18 protein-coding genes are annotated in these 18,712 nt (G+C 70.5%); 9 read left to right on the plus strand and 9 right to left on the minus strand.

From position 1 onward, the window contains the following. The first annotated feature begins 9 nt into the window (after positions 1–9). Positions 10–288, plus strand: coding sequence for a hypothetical protein (locus tag HJG44_RS14600; RefSeq protein WP_171219121.1), 279 nt, complete (start codon positions 10–12; stop codon positions 286–288). A 2-nt stretch (positions 289–290) separates the two neighbouring features. On the opposite strand, the gene HJG44_RS14605 is transcribed toward HJG44_RS14600, so the two are convergent. Next, complete coding sequence (locus HJG44_RS14605) at positions 291–1,493, minus strand: Zn-dependent hydrolase (RefSeq protein WP_171219122.1); 1,203 nt, start codon at positions 1,491–1,493, stop codon at positions 291–293. Between the two features lie 163 nt (positions 1,494–1,656). On the opposite strand from HJG44_RS14605, the gene acs reads away from it, so the two are divergent. The 5 genes from acs (at position 1,657) to HJG44_RS14630 (ending at position 6,532) form a co-directional block, all read left to right on the plus strand. After that, positions 1,657–3,645 (plus strand): acetate--CoA ligase, encoded by a 1,989-nt coding sequence (gene acs, locus HJG44_RS14610; protein WP_171219123.1) that lies wholly within the window; start codon positions 1,657–1,659, stop codon positions 3,643–3,645. 3 nt (positions 3,646–3,648) lie between these two features. Then, positions 3,649–4,305 (plus strand): DUF1684 domain-containing protein, encoded by a 657-nt coding sequence (locus tag HJG44_RS14615; RefSeq protein WP_171219124.1) that lies wholly within the window; start codon positions 3,649–3,651, stop codon positions 4,303–4,305. 185 nt (positions 4,306–4,490) lie between these two features. Further along, positions 4,491–5,069: a L,D-transpeptidase gene (locus HJG44_RS14620; RefSeq protein ID WP_171219125.1), complete on the plus strand. Its 579-nt coding sequence runs from the start codon at positions 4,491–4,493 to the stop codon at positions 5,067–5,069. A gap of 78 nt (positions 5,070–5,147) precedes the next feature. After that, entirely contained in the window at positions 5,148–5,513 is a 366-nt protein-coding gene (locus HJG44_RS14625; RefSeq protein ID WP_171219126.1) for a hypothetical protein, read from the plus strand. Positions 5,514–5,551: 38 nt separating this feature from the next. Further along, a complete protein-coding gene (locus tag HJG44_RS14630) occupies positions 5,552–6,532 on the plus strand; it encodes a DUF1775 domain-containing protein (protein WP_171219127.1) in 981 nt (326 codons plus the stop codon). Between the two features lie 85 nt (positions 6,533–6,617). Here the strand turns inward: HJG44_RS14630 and rpmE are convergent, their stop codons facing one another. Next, a complete protein-coding gene (gene rpmE, locus HJG44_RS14635) occupies positions 6,618–6,899 on the minus strand; it encodes a 50S ribosomal protein L31 (protein WP_346767172.1) in 282 nt (93 codons plus the stop codon). 172 nt (positions 6,900–7,071) lie between these two features. Here rpmE and HJG44_RS14640 point away from each other — a divergent pair, with 172 nt between their 5' ends. Then, positions 7,072–8,886, plus strand: a complete 1,815-nt coding sequence (locus tag HJG44_RS14640; protein WP_246736267.1) for an ABC transporter transmembrane domain-containing protein — start codon at positions 7,072–7,074, stop codon at positions 8,884–8,886. 15 nt (positions 8,887–8,901) lie between these two features. Here HJG44_RS14640 and grxD read toward each other — a convergent pair whose 3' ends face one another. Both grxD and HJG44_RS14650 read right to left on the minus strand, forming a co-directional pair. After that, positions 8,902–9,237 carry a Grx4 family monothiol glutaredoxin gene (grxD, locus tag HJG44_RS14645; protein WP_171219129.1) on the minus strand — a complete coding sequence of 112 codons (336 nt, stop codon included), beginning with the start codon at positions 9,235–9,237 and terminating at the stop codon, positions 8,902–8,904. Then, entirely contained in the window at positions 9,234–9,743 is a 510-nt protein-coding gene (locus HJG44_RS14650) for a DUF29 family protein (protein WP_171219130.1), read from the minus strand. Before HJG44_RS14650 ends, grxD begins: the two co-directional genes overlap by 4 nt. Before the next feature lie 139 nt (positions 9,744–9,882). Here HJG44_RS14650 and HJG44_RS14655 point away from each other — a divergent pair, with 139 nt between their 5' ends. Next, the gene (locus tag HJG44_RS14655; RefSeq protein ID WP_171219131.1) at positions 9,883–11,622 is read left to right on the plus strand and encodes a carbamoyltransferase family protein; all 1,740 of its coding nucleotides are present in this window, start codon (positions 9,883–9,885) and stop codon (positions 11,620–11,622) included. On the opposite strand, the gene HJG44_RS14660 is transcribed toward HJG44_RS14655, so the two are convergent. The 5 genes from HJG44_RS14660 to guaD all read right to left on the minus strand — a co-directional run bounded on the left by HJG44_RS14660 (position 11,603) and on the right by guaD (position 16,985). Then, positions 11,603–12,136: a VOC family protein gene (locus tag HJG44_RS14660; protein ID WP_171219132.1), complete on the minus strand. Its 534-nt coding sequence runs from the start codon at positions 12,134–12,136 to the stop codon at positions 11,603–11,605. The genes HJG44_RS14655 and HJG44_RS14660 overlap by 20 nt on opposite strands. Positions 12,137–12,222: 86 nt before the next feature. Then, positions 12,223–13,452: an AMP-binding protein gene (locus HJG44_RS14665; protein ID WP_171219133.1), complete on the minus strand. Its 1,230-nt coding sequence runs from the start codon at positions 13,450–13,452 to the stop codon at positions 12,223–12,225. An 82-nt stretch (positions 13,453–13,534) separates the two neighbouring features. After that, complete coding sequence (locus tag HJG44_RS14670; RefSeq protein ID WP_171219134.1) at positions 13,535–14,872, minus strand: MFS family transporter; 1,338 nt, start codon at positions 14,870–14,872, stop codon at positions 13,535–13,537. 213 nt (positions 14,873–15,085) lie between these two features. After that, on the minus strand, positions 15,086–15,505 hold the full coding sequence (gene dksA / locus HJG44_RS14675) for an RNA polymerase-binding protein DksA (RefSeq protein ID WP_171219135.1): 420 nt from the start codon (positions 15,503–15,505) through the stop codon (positions 15,086–15,088). A gap of 172 nt (positions 15,506–15,677) precedes the next feature. After that, complete coding sequence (guaD, locus tag HJG44_RS14680) at positions 15,678–16,985, minus strand: guanine deaminase (protein ID WP_171219136.1); 1,308 nt, start codon at positions 16,983–16,985, stop codon at positions 15,678–15,680. Positions 16,986–17,242: 257 nt separating this feature from the next. Between guaD and HJG44_RS14685 the strand changes: the two genes are divergently transcribed. Next, complete coding sequence (locus HJG44_RS14685) at positions 17,243–18,697, plus strand: peptidoglycan L,D-endopeptidase MepK (RefSeq protein ID WP_346767173.1); 1,455 nt, start codon at positions 17,243–17,245, stop codon at positions 18,695–18,697. Positions 18,698–18,712 lie beyond the last annotated feature (15 nt).

Raw genomic sequence — 18,712 nt, forward strand, 5'->3', positions numbered from 1 at the left:
GTCGACGCCATGCCGAGCCGATCCATCGCCGCCCTCATTCTGGCCGGCGCCCTGCTGGCGCTTCCGGCGGCCGCGCAATCGCCGCCGGCTCCCGCGCCAGCGACGCCGCCACCCGGATCCGTCGGCTCGACCGTGGACGGCACGATCCCGGCCCGGGCCGCATCCACGACCGCGGTCGGCCGGACCAAGCCGCCGGGTGCGGCCGCGGACGGCACGCGCCCCGACCTCGAGGCGAAAAGCCGCCAGCTCGACAGGCGCATCCGCACCGGCATCTGCGCGGGCTGTTGATCCTAGCCGTTCAACGCCCGCTCGACGGCGTCGCAATAGACCTGCGCGCCGAGCACCAGGTCCTCGTCGGAGGTGTTCTCCGTCCAGTGGTGACTGATCCCACCGATCGACGGCACGAACATCATGGCGGCCGGCATGACCCGTGCGAGATACTGGGCGTCGTGCCCGGCGCCGCTGGGCATGCGGAGCACCTTGCCCGGCGCATGCGTCTCGCCCGCCGCCTCCAGCGCGGCCTGGAGCGTCTCGTCCATCAGGGCCGGCCGACTCTGGCCCATGACCTCGATCTCCATCGGGCAGCGTCCGGTCCGGTTGGCCTCGTCGACCAGGCGGCGCAGCTCGGCGTCGAGCCGGTCCAGAACGGCCTGATCGGCGTCGCGGAACTGGAACAGAACCTCGCCCCTGCCCGGGATGATGGAGGGCGCGCCGGGGTCGAGCGTGATCCGGCCCGTCGTCCAGACCGTCCGCGGCCCGGCGAGTTCCGGGAATCGGCGGTCGATTTCCGCGAGAAGGCGGACCAGGGCCAGCCCGGCGTCGCGCCGGCGCGACATCGAGGTCGTGCCGGCATGGTTCTGCTCGCCGGTCGCCGTGATGCGGTACTGCCAGATCGCCACGATCGCCGTGACCACGCCGATCTTGAGGCCGGAGGAGATCAGGGTATCGCCCTGTTCGATATGCGCCTCGATGAAGCCCTTGTAGCGGCCCGGCTCGACCTGCCGCCGCGGCACCCCGGCGAGCCCCGCCTTGGCGAGCGCGTCCCTGAGCGGCATGCCGTCATACTTGTTGGCGAGCCGGTCGATCTCGTCGTCGTCGAGAAGGCCCGTGAAGGAGCGCGACCCGATGAAGGACCCGAAATGGCCTTCCTCGTCGCACCAGCCCGCCACGTCGACGCCGCGCCCCACCGCGCGCGCGGCCTCCAGGCCGTAGATCATGCCCAGGGCGCCATCGAGCCAGCCCGCGTGGTTCTGGCTCTCGATATGGGAGCCGGTCAGGATCTTGGCGCCCGGCCCGTCCGAGAGGCCGTAGACGTTGCCGATCCCGTCGATCGAGCCCTGCAGGCCGGCCTCCTCCAGTTTGCCGACGAACCAGCGGCGGGCGGCGATGTCCTCGTCCGAGAAGGTCGGACGATGGACGCCCGTCTTATAGGCGCCGAACGTCGCAAGCTCCCTCAAGTCCCTGAGAACCCGCTCGCCATCGACCTTGGCCATCTTCGCCCTTTCCAGTTCCGGCCGGTTCCATAGCGCGGATGGGCGCGGCCGGCGACCAAAGTGCGATTCCGCTCGCCTTGCGGTGTCGCGATGCGAGGGCGTAGGTTCCGGACCATAAAGGGCCCGGCGAGCGGCCGGAGCCGAGACGCCGCGAGGACACGCCATGGAGCACGTGGTTCACCATCCCCTCCCGCACGACGTGCCGGCCGAGTGGGCGGCCCGAGCCTATGTGAACGAGGCCAAGTACCTGGAGATGTACGAGCGCTCGATCCGCGACCCCGAAGGGTTCTGGTACGAGCATGGCAGCCGCATCGACTGGTTCACCACCTATACGCGGGCTAAGAACGCGAGCTTCGGCGGGCCCGACGGCGGCGAGGTCTCGATCCGCTGGTTCGAGGACGGGGTGACCAACGTCGCCTATAACTGCATCGACCGGCATCTCGACACGCGCGGCGACCAGGTCGCGATCATCTGGGAGGGGGACGACCCGTCCGAGTCGAAGCACATCACCTACCGCCAGCTCCATGCGGAGGTCTGCCGCTTCGCGAACGTCCTGCGCAACCGCGGCGTGGAGAAGGGATCGACGGTCACGATCTACATGCCGATGATCCCGGAGGCCGCCTATGCCATGCTCGCCTGCGCGCGGCTCGGCGCGATCCATTCGGTGGTGTTCGGCGGCTTCTCGCCGGATTCCCTCGCCGACCGCATCCGCGACTGCGGCTCGAAGATGGTCATCACGGCGGACGAGGGTCTGCGCGGCGGCCGCAAGGTGCCGCTCAAGGCGAATGTCGACGCCGCGATCGCCAAGGTCGGCGGGGTGGACCACGTCGTCGTCGTGCGCCGGACGGGCGGGTCCGTCGACATGGAGGCCGGCCGCGACGTCTATTACCACGAGGCCGCCGAGCAGGTGACGGACGAGTGCCCGGCCGAGCACGTCGATGCGGAGGACCCGCTCTTCATCCTGTACACGTCCGGCTCGACGGGGAAGCCGAAGGGCGTGCTGCATACGACCGGCGGTTATCTGGTCTTCGCGTCGATGACGCACCAATACGTCTTCGACTACCACGACGGCGACATCTACTGGTGCACGGCCGATGTCGGCTGGGTGACCGGGCATTCCTACATCGTCTACGGCCCGCTCGCGAACGGCGCGACGACGCTGATGTTCGAGGGCGTGCCGAACTACCCGACCGTCTCCCGGTTCTGGGAGGTGATCGACAAGCACAAGGTCAACATCTTCTACACGGCCCCGACCGCGATCCGCTCGCTGATGGGCGCGGGCGACGCGCCCGTGAAGAAGACCTCGCGCGCGTCCCTGCGCCTGCTCGGCTCGGTCGGCGAGCCGATCAATCCCGAGGCCTGGGAATGGTACTACGAGGTGGTCGGCGAGAAGCGCTGCCCGATCGTGGATACCTGGTGGCAGACGGAAACGGGCGGGATCATGATCACGCCGCTCCCGGGCGCGACGCGGCTGAAGCCGGGCTCGGCGACCCGGCCCTTCTTCGGGGTCGTGCCCCAGGTGGTGGATGCGGAGGGCAAGGTCCTCGAGGGCGCCTGCGAGGGCAACCTCGTCATCGCCGAGAGCTGGCCCGGCCAGATGCGGACCGTGTTCGGCGATCACCAGCGCTTCGTGGACACCTACTTCTCCGCCTACAAGGGCAAGTACTTCACCGGCGACGGCTGCCGGCGCGACGCCGACGGCTATTACTGGATCACGGGCCGGGTCGACGACGTCATCAACGTCTCCGGCCACCGGATGGGCACGGCGGAAGTCGAGAGCGCGCTCGTCTCCCACCCGAAGGTCTCCGAGGCGGCCGTCGTCGGATATCCGCACGACATCAAGGGCCAGGGCATCTACGCCTATGTCACCCTGATGCAGGGCGAGGAGCCGAGCGAGTCGCTGCGCAAGGAACTGGTCGCCCATGTCCGCAAGGAGATCGGGCCGATCGCGACCCCGGACCTGATCCAGTTCGCACCCGGCCTGCCGAAGACCCGCTCCGGCAAGATCATGCGCCGCATCCTGCGCAAGATCGCCGAGGACGAGTTCTCCGCCCTGGGCGATACCTCGACGCTCGCCGATCCCGCTGTCGTCGACGACCTGATCGAGAACCGGCAGAACCGCGCGAAGCAGCCGGTCGCCAAGGCGTCCTGACGGTTGGCGGAGGACGGCGGCGGCCCCGCGACCTGCGCGTCCCCGGCCGATACGCTGGCCCTCTGGGACTGGCGGCGGCGGATCGCCGACCTCTACGGGGAGGTCCGACGCTCGGAGCCGCGGGCCGGCTGGGGCCTGTGGCGCGCCAGCCGCGACGCCCTGTTACGGGACCATCCGCAGAGCCCGCTGCCGGCAGCCGGGCGCGCCGCCTTCTCCGGCCTGCCGCTCTTCCCCTACGACCCGGCGCTGCGGTTCGAGGTCGGGACGGAGCCGGTGGGAGGCGTGCCCGCCATCCTGGTCGAGCTCAGGGATGACGGCCCGCTCGCGTTGACGCCTTTCGCCCGGACGCTCGGCCTGCGCGAGGCGCTCGGCGGCGAGCTGACCCTCTACTGGATCGGCGGCTATGGCGGGGGCGTGTTCCTGCCCTTCCGGGACGCGACCTCGGGACGCCAAAGCTATGGCGGCGGACGCTATCTGCTCGACACGATCAAGGGCGCCGATCTCGGCCAGGCCGGGAACGGCCGCGTGATCCTCGACTTCAACTTCGCCTACAATCCCTCCTGCGCCTATTCCGACCGCTGGGCCTGCCCTCTTTCCCCGGCCGAGAACGGGCTTCCCGCACCCGTCCGGACTGGCGAAATGATGGGGAAACGGGACTGAGGGATCTACGACCGCACGCCGGCCTGGGACCCGTGATCTGAGCCTCTCGGGCGGAAGCTTCACGTTCCAGAAATCATAGCCGTCGCTCGCGCCCCGTTCACTCGCCGTCAGCCATCTTTCCCAACCGCTTCGTCAGGGTTCGGCGCCCAGTCTGCAGCCCAAGGTTCACGCACAAGGACCTCGGGATGGACATCAAGCAGAGTGGCCGGGCCGCAACCCTCGCGGCCGCATCGCCGCATGCCGAGCCGCTGCGCGGCGGGCATCTTCGCCGCCTCGCGATTGCGCTGCTGATCGCGCTCGCGCTCTACGTGAGCGGGCGCGGCTACGCGCAAGCCGCCTACGATCCGGAACCGGGCGTGCAGCCCGGCACCATCGTGATCTCGACCTCGCAGCGGCGGCTCTACCTCATGGGGCATGGCGGGCCGGTGGCCAGCTACCCGGTCGCGGTCGGGAAACCCGGCAAGCAATGGTATGGCTGGGCCCGGATCGACGGGAAATATGTCGAGCCCGCCTGGTCGCCGCCGGCGGAGGTCAAGCGCGAGAATCCGCGCCTGCCGGACGTCATCCCGGGCGGATCCCCCCGCAATCCGATGGGCAAGCGGGCCCTCACCCTCGACCGGGACGAGATCGCCATCCACGGCACGAACCGGCCGGGCTCGATCGGGACCTATGCCTCCTACGGCTGCATCCGCATGCACAACCGGGACATCGTCGACCTCTTCGAGCGCGTCCGGGTCGGCACTCCGGTGCTGATGGTCCGATAGCCGGCGGGCCGGCCGTCAGGTCCCCGGGGCCGCCCGTACGGTTTGACCGCCGGAGGGCCGCGACTCTAGAGAAGGGCCATGCGCGCGTGGCTCACGATCGCCCGCCTCCGTCGCCCGGCGATCGCCGTCGCGGCGCTGTACGCGCTCGTCCTCGGCAGCTTCGTCACGGCGCTCAGCCCGCCGCCCTTCGCCGCGGCGGGGCAGCACGCCTTGTGCTCGCCTGCCGCGGAGGGCTCCCCGCGAGCGCCGGTCCCCGATGCCGGGCACCGCGAATGCTGCACGCTGGCCTGTCCGGGCGGCGCGCCGTTCGCTGCACCGGGAAGCGCGTTCCTCCCCGCCCCCCTCCCCTTGGTCGCAGCGCTGTCCTGGCTGCCGGGCCGCGACGCCGCGATCGGGCGGAGCGCGTTGCGCGACATCCGCTCCCGAGGTCCCCCGCCCGCCTGACCGGAATGCCTTTTCCGCTCCAGTCAGACGAGGATCTCATGAACAGCTCGCTTCTTCGCGGGGCCGCCTGCGCCGCCGCCATTGCCGCAATCTCATCCGCTGCTCACGCCCACGCGACCCTGGCCGTCCGGGAGGCCGCGCCGAATTCGACCTACCGGGCCGTCATCCAGATCAACCACGGCTGCGACGGCTCGCCGACCACGGCCGTCCGGGTCACCGTGCCAGACGGCGTGATCGCGGCGCGGCCGATGCCGAAGCCCGGCTGGACGCTCGCGACGACGAAAGGCCCCTACCCCAAGGCCTATCCGCACTTCCACGGCAAGACGCTGGCGGAGGGGGTGCGGGAGATCGCCTGGTCCGGCGGTCCGCTGGCCGACGAACATTACGACGAGTTCGTCTTCGTGGCCCGGATCACGGACGATTTCGCGCCGGGCGAGACGCTGCGCTTCCCCGTGGTGCAGGAATGCGAGGCAGGCGCGCATCGCTGGGTCGATGTGCCGGCTCCCGGCGGGGACCAGCATGCCCTGAAGAGCCCCGCCCCCGCCGTGCGGATCGTCCAGGCCGCCGCACCGGCCGCTCCGGCCCAGGGTGCCGCTTCGCATGGTACGGTCCTCCGGGCGGGCGCGCTCGTGATCGAGTCGCCATGGACCCGCGCGACGCCCGGCGGCGCCAAGGTCGCAGGCGGCTATCTGCGGGTCACCAATACCGGGACGGAGCCGGACCGGCTCGTCGGCGCCTCTGCCGAGATCGCCGGGCGCGGCGAGGTGCACGAGATGTCGACCGAGAACGGCGTGATGAAGATGCGCGAGCTCGCCGGCGGGATCGAGATCCGGCCCGGTCAGACCGTCGAGCTGAAGCCCGGCGGGCTCCACCTCATGTTCATGGACCTGAAGGCCGCGCTCAAGGAGGGCGACACGATCCGCGGCACGCTCGTCTTCGAGAAGGCCGGGACGGTCGCGGTCACGTTCCGGGTCGGCGGGCTGGGGGCCCGGGCCGCCCCGGAGCACCACGATCATTGAACGCGAAACGGGCGCGGATCTCGCGATCCGCGCCCTCCAACCAGGTCGGTACGAGGCCGGGCCGCCGCGCCCGGCGACCCTAGGGTTACTTCTTCAGGCCGAGATTGCCGAAGCGCGAGTTGAAGCGCGACAGCCGCCCGCCGCGATCCATCAGCTGCTGCTGGCCGCCCGTCCAGGCGGGATGCGTGTTCGGGTCGATGTCGAGGTTCAGCGTGTCGCCTTCCTTGCCCATCGTGGAGCGGGTGCGGAACTCGGTCCCGTTGGTCATCACGACCTTGATGAAGTGATAGTCGGGATGGACCGTCGGGCCCTTCTCGCGCTTCTCGACCTTAACGGCCTTCTGGTTCTGCTGGGTGTTCTCGGCCACTTGGGAGCTCCTGAATGCGGCGCCGGAGCGCCTGCGCGTCGTGCCCGCGGCGACAACCGACCATCTTCATGTCTCGGATCGGCGCGCTATAACGCAGGCGGGCATCTGGGACAAGCGACGTTGCTTCGCAACGCGGGAGGCTGCGCATCGTGATCGGGGCGGCATGGCGGGGATGAGACGATCGAGGCGCGGGGACGGCGGCTCGCGGGACGGCGACGGCCAACGCCCCTCCCTCCGTTCGCTGAAGCCGCTGATCCCCTTCGCGCTCCGCTACAAGGGGCGCATCCTCGCCGCCCTCGTCGCGCTCACGGTCGCGTCCGCCGCGACGCTGGCGCTTCCGGTCGCGGCGCGGCGCGTGATCGACCACGGCTTCTCCCACCAGGACGGCGGGCTGATCGACGCCTATTTCGGCGTGATGATCGCCGTGGTGGCCACGATCGCCGTGGCGAGCGCCGCCCGGTTCTACACGGTCGTGACGCTCGGCGAGCGCATCGTGGCGGATCTGCGCGCCGCCGTGTTCCGCAGGCTGACCGAGCTCGATCCCGCCTTCTTCGACCAGGCGAAATCCGGCGAGATCGTCTCGCGCCTCACGGCCGATGCCACCCAGGTGAAATCCGCCTTCGGGGTCTCGGTCTCGATGGCGCTCCGGAACACGCTCCTGTTCCTGGGCGCCCTCGGCATGATGGTCATCACGAGCCCCAAGCTGTCGGGGCTCGTGATCGCGGCGATCCCGCTCGTGGTCCTGCCGCTCGTCTTCTCCGGCCGGGCCGTGCAGCGCCGCTCGCGCGCCGCGCAGGATCGATTGGCCGACGCCTCCGCCTATGCGGCCGAGGCGGTGGGCGCCGTACGCACCATGCAGGCCTTCGGCATGGAGCAGGCGACCTCGCAGCGCTTCGCCGCAGCGGCCGAGGAGGCCTATCAGGCCGCCCGCGCCTCGAGCGCCGCCCGCGCCTGGCTCACGGGCGCGGTGATCTTCCTCGTCTCTGCCTCGATCGTCGGCATCCTGTGGTGGGGCGCTCAGGACGTGCTCGCCGGCCGCATGAGCTCCGGCCGCCTCTCGCAATTCGTCCTCTACGCGGTCTTCGCGGCGAGCGCGCTCGGGCAGCTCTCGGAGGTCTATGGCGAGCTCTCGGCCGCGGCGGGCGCGGCGGAGCGCCTCGGCGAGATCCTCGCGGCACGGCCCGCGATCACGGCCCCTCCCTCGCCCGTGCCGATGACGGGGCGCGACGCCGGCACGATCGCGCTGGAGGACGTCCGCTTCTCCTATCCGACCCGTGACTCGCAGTCGCTTCAGGGGGTCAGCCTCCGCGTCGAGGCGGGCGAGCGCGTCGCGCTCGTCGGGCCCTCCGGCGCCGGCAAGTCGACCGTCTTCCAGCTGCTCCTGCGCTTCTACGACCCGCAGGCCGGGCGCGTGCTGATCGACGGCCACGACCTGCGCGAGCTCGACCCGGCCGAGCTGCGCCGCCGCATCGCGCTGGTCCCGCAGGACCCGGTCATCTTCATGGGAACCGTGGCCGAGAACATCCGCTACGGCCGGCCGGAGGCGAGCGAGGCGGATGTGCGCCGCGCCGCGGCGCTCGCCTCGGCGGCGGAGTTCGTCGAGGCGCTGCCGCAGGGCTACGACACGCCGGTCGGCGAGCGGGGCGTCACCCTCTCCGGCGGCCAGCGCCAGCGCGTGGCGATCGCGCGGGCGATCCTGAAGGATGCGCCGATCCTCCTGCTCGACGAGGCCACCTCGGCGCTCGATGCGGAGAGCGAGCGCGCCGTGCAGCAGGCGCTCGACCGGCTGATGCGCGGCCGGACCACGCTCGTGATCGCCCACCGGCTTGCAACGGTCCGCGGAGCGGACCGCATCCTCGTGATGGAGGCCGGCCGCATCGTGGAGGAGGGGACGCACGACGAACTCGTGCGGAAGGGCGGCCTCTATTCGAGGCTCGCCGCCCTGCAGTTCGAGCCCGAACCGCTCCGCAGCGAGGCCGCTGAGTGACGGGGCCGCGCCGCCCTATGCGGCGCTTTTCGCCTGGATGCCCTTCTCGGCGAAGAGCTGCTGCAGCTCGCCGGCCTGGAACATCTCGCGTGTGATGTCGCAGCCGCCGATGAACTCGCCCTTCACGTAGAGCTGCGGAATGGTCGGCCAGTTGGAATAGGCCTTGATGCCGTCGCGCAGCGCCGGGTCCTCCAGGACGTTGATGCCCTTATAAGGCACGCCGAGATAGTTCAGGATCTGAACCACCTGGCCCGAGAACCCGCATTGCGGGAATTGCGGCGTGCCCTTCATGAACAGGACCACGTCGTTCGACTTCACCTCGTTGTCGATCTGGCTGTGTGCGTCGGTCAAGGCGTCTCTCCGGAATCCTGGGCCAGGATGATGGCCCTTAATCTACGGCGTCCGCGCTCGTAATCAAAGGAGGGGTCGAGGACCTCGTCGAGCGTGAACGGGCTCGTTGCGGGGATCCGCGGCGGAACGGCTACGTGGTGAACCTCCAATGCGGCCGTTGCCCTGGCGAAGGCTCGGCGCCAGATCGTGTCCATCCCCAGATGCGGCCGCATGGAGCTTCGGTAATCCTCTCGGGCTTCGGCCAGAGCGACCTTCACCTCTCCCGCCCACGCTTCGCTGGACAGCGAGTCCGGATCGCAGGCGCCCTTGATGATGTGTGCGAGGGCATGAACCAGTTGCGACCGCACGCCGCCCCACTCGCTCCGCCCTACGCTTTCGATCTCCTCGATCACGTTGGCCCAGTCGACGCTGTTGGCGATACCGGCCTCGGCTAGGCGGCGCAGTTCCTCGACCTGGCGGTCCGCCCAGGCGACGATGTCGGTCTCGTAGAGCGAGGTATCGGTCATGGCGCTACCCGGTGAATGTCGGGCAGATCCGGACCTGCGCAAGGCGTCAGCCGATAAAGCCGAGAGAGCCGAGAGAGCCGACATCGGCTGACAGCGGCGGACAGGATTGCTAAGCCGCACGGGCCAACAAGGACCCGCCTTGCGCTACTATATCGGGCTCGCGAGCACCTTCCACGATCCGGCGCTGGCGATCGTCGCGCCGGACGGCGAGGTGCTCTTCGCCGAAGCGGCCGAACGTTACCTGCAGTACAAGCGCGCGCCCAACTGCGAGCCGGACCTGGCGCCGCGCATGGCGGCGCTCATCCGGCGATACGTGCCCGAGGGCGCCGAGGTGGTCGTCGCGACCTCCTGGGGAGAAGAGTTCTCCGCCTTCCTGGACGGCTCGGCGCGGAGCGGCGCCTTCGACCTCGCGGCCCTGGCCGCGCTCTCGCCGGAGCTGAACCGCTCCTTCGTCCCCGAAAGGTCCGAGCGGGCGCTCGTCGCCTCTCTCCACCTCCAGCAGCGCAGGGCCGGGCTCGGCACGCTGCTCGGCCTCGATCGGGCGGGAGGCGGGAGGTGCTTCGGCGGGATCCGGCGCTACGGCCACCACCTCACCCACGCGGCCTATGCCTGCGGCTCGTCCCCGTTCGGGGATGCGGCCTGCCTCGTGGTGGACGGCATGGGCGAGACCGGCGCGGCCGCGCTCTTCGCCTATGAAGACGGGCGCCTCGGCGAGCTGAAGCGCTACCGCGGCCGCGGTTCTGTCGGCTTCTTCTTCGGCCTCGTGACGGACCTCGCCGGCTTCGACCAGGCGGCCGGCGAGGAATGGAAGATCATGGGGCTTGCGCCCTATGGCCGCCGCGATCCGGAGCTGGCCGGACTTCTCGGGCGGCTCTACCGGGTCGAGGGAAGCCGCCTCAGCTTCGCCGACGAGGGGACGATCCGCGCCGTCGCGGCCGAGCTTCTGCGACGCCGCCCGCCGGAGGCGTCTACCGAGGGGTGGGCCGACCTCGCCCGCTGCGGCCAGGATGCCTTCGAGGAGATGATGGCCGCCTATCTGGCCGAGGCGCGGGCGCTGTCCGGCTCGGAGAACCTCGTCCTGGCCGGCGGCTGCGCGCTGAACTCCTCGTTCAACGGCAAGATCGCCGGCCAGCACGGCTTCGCCCGCCTCCACGTACCCTCGGCGCCGGCCGATGACGGCAACGCGATCGGGGCGGCCTGGCTGGCACTCCGGCAGGACGAGCCCGGTTGGCGGCCCGCCCCAGGGCCGATGACACCTTATCTCGGCTCGCCCGTGTCGACGGAGCCGCTGGAGCGCATGACGGCCTGGGAGCCGCGCCTGAGGCGGCTCGGGCCCGAGGGGGTGGTGCAGGCCGCCGCCGAAATCCTGGCGGAGGGGAAGCTCGTCGGCTGGGTCCAGGGCCGGGCCGAGTTCGGCCCGCGCGCGCTCGGAAACCGTTCCATCCTGGCCGACCCGCGCCCTGCCGATGCGAAGGAGGTGCTCAATGCGAAGGTGAAGTACCGCGAGGCCTTCCGGCCTTTCGCGCCCTCGATCCTCGCCGAGCACGGGCCCGACTGGTTCGAGGGCTATCAGGACAGCCCCTACATGGAGCGGACGCTCGTCTGGCGCGAAGATGTCCGCGACCGGGTGCCGGCCGTCGTGCATGCGGACGGGACGGGGCGCCTCCAATCCGTCACGGCCGAGCGCAACCCGCTCTACGCCGCCCTGATCCGCGCCTTCGCCGAGCGGACCGGCGTGCCGATCCTGCTCAACACGAGCTTCAACGTGATGGGGAAGCCGATCCTGCACACGGCGGAGGACGCGATCCTCATGTTCTACACGACCGGCCTCGATGCCATCGCCGTGGAGGACTGGCTGCTCACGAAGGAGGCGCGGTAAGGGAGGCGGCGCGCAGCAGGTCGTCGAGGTCGAGCCTGCGCGTGAACATGGCGAGCCTGCCGTCCGCATCGACAGGCCAGCGCTCGCGCGGGCGGTCCCAGTAGAGCTCCACCCCGTTCTGGTCCGGGTCGCGCAGGTAGAGCGCCTCGCTCACGCCGTGATCCGAGGCGCCGTCGAGCGGGATGCCCGCCGCGAGAACGCGCCGCAGCGCGTCGGCCAGCGCCGCCCTGGTCGGGTAGAGGATCGCCGTGTGGAAGAGGCCCGTCGAGCCGGGTGGGGGCGGCGCGCCGCCCAGGCTCTCCCAGGTGTTCAGCCCGATATGGTGGTGGTAGCCGCCGGCCGACAGGAAGGCGGCCTGCGTCCCGTAGCGCTGGATCAGCTCGAAGCCGAGCACGCCGCAATAGAAGCCGAGCGCCCGGTCGAGATCGGCTACCTTCAGGTGGACATGCCCGATGCGCGCGCCGGGATCGATCGGACGCTCGGGCGAGTGGATCGGCTTCAGGGCATCCGGCATCGGGTTCTCCCTTGCGGAGGGCGCCGATCAGGTCGCAGGCGCATCCCTTTGGCAAGCTGCGTGCGCGCAAGCGCGCCCTTGCGCCGTCAGGCGACCGGCCGCTCGTCCGCGATCACCTTGCCGTCGTTCGGCAGCGCGCCGGGCGCCACCAGCTCGACCGTCCCCTTGAGCTTCGTCACGGCCTGCAGCGTGCCGGAGACGGCCTCGGCGAGGGCGGGGTCCTGCGCCGGTGCTTCGGCGCGCAGGACCATGCGGTCGGCCTCCATCTCGCGGGTCACGACGAGCCGGAGCCGGCCGAGCTCGGGATGCCGCCGTCCGACCTCGGCGATCTGCTCGGGCCGCACGAACATGCCCTTCACCTTCGCGGTCTGGTCGGCCCGGCCCATCCAGCCCTTGATGCGGCGGTTGGTGCGCCCGCAGGGGCTCGGCCCGGGCAGGAAGGCCGTGAGGTCTCCGACCGCGAGCCTGATCCAGGGATGGCGCGGATCGAGCGATGTGACGACGATCTCGCCGACATCGCCCTCCGGCACCGGATCGCCGGTGCCGGGGCGGACGAGCTCGACGATGATGTCCTCGTTCAGCACGAGGCCCGAACGTGCCTGCGTCTCGTACGCGATCGTGCCGAGATCGGCCGTCGCATAGGCCTGGTAGGCCTCGACGCCCCGCGCCGCGACCTCGTCCTGCAGCGATTTCGGGAAGGCCGCGCCGGAGACGAGCGCCTTGCGGATCGAGGGCCGTATCCCGGCCTTGCCGGCGGCGTCGAGCAGGATCTTCAGGAAGTCGGGCGTGCCGCAATAGGCGGAGGGCGCATAGGCGGCCATCAGCTCGATCTGCGTCTCGGTGTTTCCCGGCCCGGCCGGGATGACCGCGCAGCCGATGGCGCGCGCGGCCGAATCCATGATCATGCCGGCCGGGACGAGGTGGTAGCTGAAGGTGTTCAGCACGATGTCGCCCGGCCTGAACCCGGCCGCGAACAGCGCCCGGGCCGAGTGCCAGGCATCATGCCCCTCGGGCTCCGGCTCGAAGATCGGGCCGGGCGAGGTGTAGAGCCGCGCGAAGCCGGAGGGGGGGCCGGCGACGAACCCACCGAAGGGCGGCTTCGCCTTGTGCAGGGCCGGCAGCTCGGATTTGCGCAGCACGGGGAGGCGCGCCAGCGCGGCCCGGTCCGTCACCTGCGGCGGGTCGATCCCGGCGAGACGCTCCGCATAGGCCGGCGCCCGCATCGCGGCGGCGATCACCTCGGGGAGACGGCCGAACAGCTCGGCCTCCCGCTCCTCCGGGCTCCTGCTCTCGCGCGCGTCGAAATGCTCGGTCACGGTCTCCCCCCTTCGCACGCCACCATCGCGGCGGGCGGGCCCGGGGGCAAGAGGCGGGCGGGCCAGGTCCCGGGGCGGGAGATCAGTGGATCTCGTGCCCGCGCAGATAGGTCGGGTGCTTCTGGAGGCCGAATACCGCGGTCGCGAAGGAGATCGCGCACATGCCGGTCACGTACCAGAAGAACCAGGTCTCGTAGCCCATCTCCTTGAACTTGAGGGCCACCGCCTCGGCCGAGCCGCCGAAGATGGCATTGGCGAGGGCGTAGGAGAGGCCCACCCCGAGCGCGCGCACCTCGGCCGGGAACATCTCGGCTTTCACGAGCCCGCTGATCGAGGTGTAGAAGGACACGATTGCGAGCGCCGCCGTGATCAGGAAGTAGGCCATGATCGGGCTCTGCACGCTGCCGATCGCGTGCAGCAGCGGCACGGTGCAGAGCGTCGCGAGCCCCCCGAACAGCAGCATGGAGTTCTTGCGGCCGATGCGGTCGGAGAGCGCCCCGAAGGGGGGCTGCAGGCACATATAGGTGAACAGGACGGCCGTCATGACGACATTCGCCGTCTCCTTCGGCATATGCGCCGTGTTCACGAGGTATTTCTGCATATACGTCGTGAAGGTGTAGAAGATGAGCGAGCCGCCTGCCGTGTAGCCGATGACCGTCAGGAAGGCGCCCGGATGCTGCCGGAAGACGGCCGCGAGCGAGCCGGCCTCCTTGCGGGCGCGGGTCGTCTCCGACGTGGTCTCGGTCAGCGAGCGGCGCAGGTAGAAGGCGATCACGGCCGCGCCCGCCCCGATGAAGAACGGCACGCGCCAGCCCCAGGCCCGCATCTCCGCCTCGGACAGGAAGAGTTCGAGCAGCACGATGACGAGCGATGCGAGGAGCTGGCCGCCGATGAGTGTGACGTACTGGAAGGAGCCGAAGAAGCCGCGCCGTCCCGGCACCGCGACCTCGCTCATATAGGTCGCCGCGGTGCCGTACTCGCCCCCGACCGAAAGCCCCTGCAGCATGCGGAAGAGCAGCAGCAGGATCGGCGCCGCGATGCCGATGGTCGCGTAGGTGGGCAGGCAGCCGATCGCGAGCGAGCCTGCGCACATCATCAGGACCGAGATCATCATGGAGGTCTTGCGGCCGTAGCGGTCGGCGATCCAGCCGAAGAGCCAGCCGCCGACCGGCCGCATCAGGAAGCCGATCGCGAAGACGGCCGCGGAATAGAGAAGCTGCGTGGTTTGGTCGCTCTGTGCGACGAAGCCGAAGAAGGACGAGGAGAAGTACAGCGCCGTAAAGGCGTAGGCGTAGAAGTCGAACCACTCGACGAGATTGCCGGAGGAACTGCCGACGATGGCACGGATCCGGTCGCGGGTGTCGTGATCGTGGGGGGCGGCATGCGCCTCCGCCATTCCCGCCTGCGCCACACTTGTCATGCCCATCTCCGAACGCGAGGCCGATCCCGGGCAGAGATCGTCCGGTTTCAACGCGTTCCGAGGGCTAGAGATGCCGCGATGCGGACAAAAGCCTGCCTGCGGTCGGCCACACCGGCGTCAGGCGCATGGCTGAAGTCCCTGCCCCGCGATCGGGGCCGGCTGCCTTGATCGCGTCGCCCACCGCACGACGGCGGAGACGACGGGGCGGGACGGTCAGTCGTCCCGGTAGACGCGCTCGTTGCGCTCGTGGCGCTCCTGCGCCTCGATGGAGAGCGTCGCGATCGGCCGCGCCTCGAGGCGCCTCAGCGAGATCGGTTCGCCCGTTTCCTCGCAATAGCCGTAGGTTCCGTCCTCGATCCGAGAAATCGCGGCGTCGATCTTGGCGATGAGCTTGCGCTGCCTATCGCGCGCCCGGAGCTCGATCGCCCGATCGGCCTCCGAGGACGCCCGGTCGGCGAGATCCGGGTGATTCGGGTTCTCGCTCTGGAGCGCAGAGAGGGTCTCCTGCGACTCGCGCAGGATGTCGAGTTTCCACTGGGCCAGCTTGCGGCGGAAATATTCCCGCTGCCGCTCGTTCATGAAGGGCTCCGTCTCTTGCGGCCGGTAGCCCTGCAGCTCAATCGACTTCACCATCAGCCCCTCTGAGTTGAAGCCGCTGGGAGGCGGTTTAGGGCCGGGGATATATTCCAAACGTCGTTTTCGGACAACGGGTCTCGATGCCGCCATGGCCGCCGCGGCGGGCAGAGCGGGACCAAGTTTTCGGCAGGGGGCACAACGGACAGCCGCTTCGACGAGACCGCCGGAGCTACGGCGCCGCCCTCCGATGCGCCAGCTCGCCCGCGACATAGGTGGCCACGACGGAGCGGTCGTCGCCCATCGTGGTGAGCAGGAAGAGCTCCTCCTCGATCGTGCGGATGCGCACGCGGCGCCGCGCCATGGCCGGGGTCGCGGCCGAATCGAGCACGACGGCGTCACCTTCGTGGCCGGGCCCGAAGGACCCCACCAGGTCCTCCAGGCCGAGCGCGACCGCGTTGCCGCGCGTCATCGCGTGGAAGGCGGCGTCGGGCGAAAGGCTCTGGCCCTGAAGGTGCAGCACCTTGTAGGCCTCGCCCATCGTGGCGAGCATCGAATAGCTCGTGCCGCCGCCGATATCGGTCGCGACCGCGATTCGGATCGGGTGGCGCGGGTCGCGCATCCGGCCCCAGTCGAACAGCCCGCTGCCCAGGAACGTGTTGGAGGTCGGGCAGAACACCGCCACCGCGCCCCGCGCATGGATGAGGCCGAACTCCTCCTCGGCCAGATGGAGGCAGTGGCCGAGGAGAGAACGCGGCCCGAGCAGGCCGAAGCGGTCATAGATCGCGGCGTAGAGCCGGTCGGCCGGATAGAGCGCCGCGACGGCCTCAATCTCGCGCAGGTTCTCGGAGATGTGGGTCTGGACGAGACAGCCCGGGTGCTCGCGGGCGAGCCGGCCGGCGGCCTCGAGCTGCGCCTCGCTGGAGGTGAGCGCGAAGCGCGGCGAGATGACGTAGAGCTGCCGGCCCCGGCCGTGCCAGCGCTCGATGAGCGCGCGCGTGTCGCGGTAGCCGCTCTCGGCCGTGTCGAGGAGGGCCGGCGGCGCGCCCCGGTCCATCATGAGCTTGCCCGCCAGCATGCGGGTGCCGCGCCGCTCGGATTCGGCGAAGAATGCCTCGGCCGAACCCGGATGGACGGTGCAGTACACGCAGGCGGTCGTCGTCCCGTTCCGGAGCAGCTCGTCCAGGAAGAACCGCGCCGCTTCCGCCGCGTGCCCGGCATCGGCGAAACGCTGCTCCTCCACGAAGGTGTAGCGCTCGAGCCAGTCCAGCAGCGTCGCCCCGTAGGAGGCGACGACCTGGGTCTGCGGGTAGTGGATATGCGCGTCGATGAAGCCCGGCACGACGAGATGGGGCCGGTGGTCGGCGATCGGAGTGTCCTGGGGCAAGGTCCGGAGAAGGTCGGCAGCGTCGCCCGCCGCCCGGATCACGCCGTCCGCAACGACGAGCAGCCCGTCCTCATGGTAGCGCCGTGCGGCGGCGCCGTCCTGCTCCGGGTCCGACGCGTACCAGAGGAGTCGGCCGCGGATCGCCTTGATCATCGTGCTCCTTGATGGTCTCGCGCCCGCTGCAGCCTAGGGACATCCCGGGCGTGTCGAAAGCCGGGCGCTTGCCTCCGGCGAGGCCGCCGGGGCATGTTTCCGCCACGAACCGGACCTAGGCCGGGGCACGTCTTCGCCGCGGCCGAAGGTCGTCGCGACAAAAAGAACTCGCTTAACGGCGGGGTAACCGTTCTCGGAAACCCTCCGTTCACCTTCGAGGGCGGCACTCGCCCTGGGACGACAGGGGCAGGGGCAGAGTGGCGAAACCGCAAGGCAGCGGCCGGAGCGCGGCGCGTGTCGCGTCGAAGACGATGCTCGGCCTCCTGACGGCCGCGCTCGCGACCATGTGCGGCGCGCACGGCACCCAGGACGCGGTCGCCAACGGCGATACCCGCACCATCACCATCCTGCACGAGCATACCAAGGAAAGCGCCACCGTCACCTTCAAGCGGAACGGCTATTACGACCAGAACGGGCTGAATCAGCTCAACTGGCTCTTGCGCGACTGGCGCCTCGACGAGCCGACCCGGATGGAGCCGCGGCTCTTCGACATCGTCTGGGAGGTCTATCGCGAGGTGGGCTCGCAGGAGCCGATCCGCGTCGTCTCCGCCTACCGCTCGCCCCAGACAAATGCGATGCTGCGCCGCCGTTCGCGCGGCGTGGCCGAGCATTCCCAGCACATGGCCGGCAAGGCCATGGACTTCTATCTTCCGGACGTGCCGATGAGCCGCGTGCGGGAGATCGGGATGCGGCTGCAGAGCGGCGGGGTCGGCTTCTATCCCAACGCCTACAACCCCTTCGTCCACCTGGACGCGGGCAGCGTCCGCTCGTGGCCGCGGATGACGGCCGACCAGCTCGCCCGCCTCTTCCCGGACGGCCGCACCGTCCACCTGCCGCGGGACGGGAAGCCGCTCCCCGGCTACGAACTCGCCAAGGCCGAGATCCTGGCCCGCGGCGGCTCGGTCGCCGGACTGCAATACGCGGAGGCGGAGACCGGCGGCGGACGCAAGAGCCTCTGGGCGACGCTCTTCGGCTCCTTCGACGACGAAGACAGCGACTACTACCGCTCGGCCGCCTCGCGCACCCGCGCAGCGCCGGCCGCCCGTTCCCGCATCGCTTCGGCGGATGTCAGGGCCGGCGGCAACGGCGACGACGGCGGCGCCCGGAGCTTCGCGGCCGGCGCGCTCGCGGCGCCGGAACCGGTGGCCACGGCGCGGCTGCGCCGTGGCGCCGAGCCCGCCCCGCCTGCGGATGCTTCCGCTCCCGTCGCTGCGCCCGCCCTTGCTGCGGCGGCCGCTCCACCACCGCCGCCGGCGCCCCTTCCGCCCGCGGCTCCGGCAGAGACTCGCCTGACCCCCGAGGTTCCGATCGTCGTCGCGAACCTGCCGGCACCGCCGCGGCGGCCGGAGGAACTCGGGCCGCTGCTCGTCGCCGCACCGCTTCCGCCCATCCGGCCGGGCCCGGTCGTCGCCGGGGCGGCACCGCTGGTCGGCACCGACCTCAACGGGCAGATGCGCAGCCCGGCCAGACCGCAAGGCGGCGGGACGGCCGTCGCGGCACTCGACGAAAAGGCCGCCCTCAAGGCGCTGTTCGAAGCCGCCGCGACCCCGACCGCGCAGGCCCGGCTGCAGTTCTCGGCCGCGAGCCTCGACGAGATGCGGGCGGACCGCTTCCGCGGCCCGGCCGTCGCGCCGCGCGCCACGATCCGCTAGATTCGCGCCGGTGCG

The sequence above is a fragment of the Enterovirga aerilata genome (genome assembly GCF_013044135.1).
In the GTDB taxonomy this organism is placed as follows: Bacteria; Pseudomonadota; Alphaproteobacteria; order Rhizobiales; family Beijerinckiaceae; genus Enterovirga; species Enterovirga aerilata.

What these genes read in the sequence shown, in the direction of transcription:
- HJG44_RS14600 (WP_171219121.1), top strand. Translation starts at nt 10, where the DNA reads ATGCCGAGCCGATCCATCGCCGCCCTCATTCTGGCCGGCGCCCTGCTG.
- HJG44_RS14605 (WP_171219122.1), bottom strand. Translation starts at nt 1,493, where the DNA reads ATGGCCAAGGTCGATGGCGAGCGGGTTCTCAGGGACTTGAGGGAGCTT.
- acs (WP_171219123.1), top strand. Translation starts at nt 1,657, where the DNA reads ATGGAGCACGTGGTTCACCATCCCCTCCCGCACGACGTGCCGGCCGAG.
- HJG44_RS14620 (WP_171219125.1), top strand. Translation starts at nt 4,491, where the DNA reads ATGGACATCAAGCAGAGTGGCCGGGCCGCAACCCTCGCGGCCGCATCG.
- HJG44_RS14625 (WP_171219126.1), top strand. Translation starts at nt 5,148, where the DNA reads ATGCGCGCGTGGCTCACGATCGCCCGCCTCCGTCGCCCGGCGATCGCC.
- HJG44_RS14630 (WP_171219127.1), top strand. Translation starts at nt 5,552, where the DNA reads ATGAACAGCTCGCTTCTTCGCGGGGCCGCCTGCGCCGCCGCCATTGCC.
- HJG44_RS14640 (WP_246736267.1), top strand. Translation starts at nt 7,072, where the DNA reads ATGAGACGATCGAGGCGCGGGGACGGCGGCTCGCGGGACGGCGACGGC.
- HJG44_RS14650 (WP_171219130.1), bottom strand. Translation starts at nt 9,743, where the DNA reads ATGACCGATACCTCGCTCTACGAGACCGACATCGTCGCCTGGGCGGAC.
- HJG44_RS14660 (WP_171219132.1), bottom strand. Translation starts at nt 12,136, where the DNA reads ATGCCGGATGCCCTGAAGCCGATCCACTCGCCCGAGCGTCCGATCGAT.
- HJG44_RS14670 (WP_171219134.1), bottom strand. Translation starts at nt 14,872, where the DNA reads ATGACAAGTGTGGCGCAGGCGGGAATGGCGGAGGCGCATGCCGCCCCC.
- dksA (WP_171219135.1), bottom strand. Translation starts at nt 15,505, where the DNA reads ATGGTGAAGTCGATTGAGCTGCAGGGCTACCGGCCGCAAGAGACGGAG.
- guaD (WP_171219136.1), bottom strand. Translation starts at nt 16,985, where the DNA reads ATGATCAAGGCGATCCGCGGCCGACTCCTCTGGTACGCGTCGGACCCG.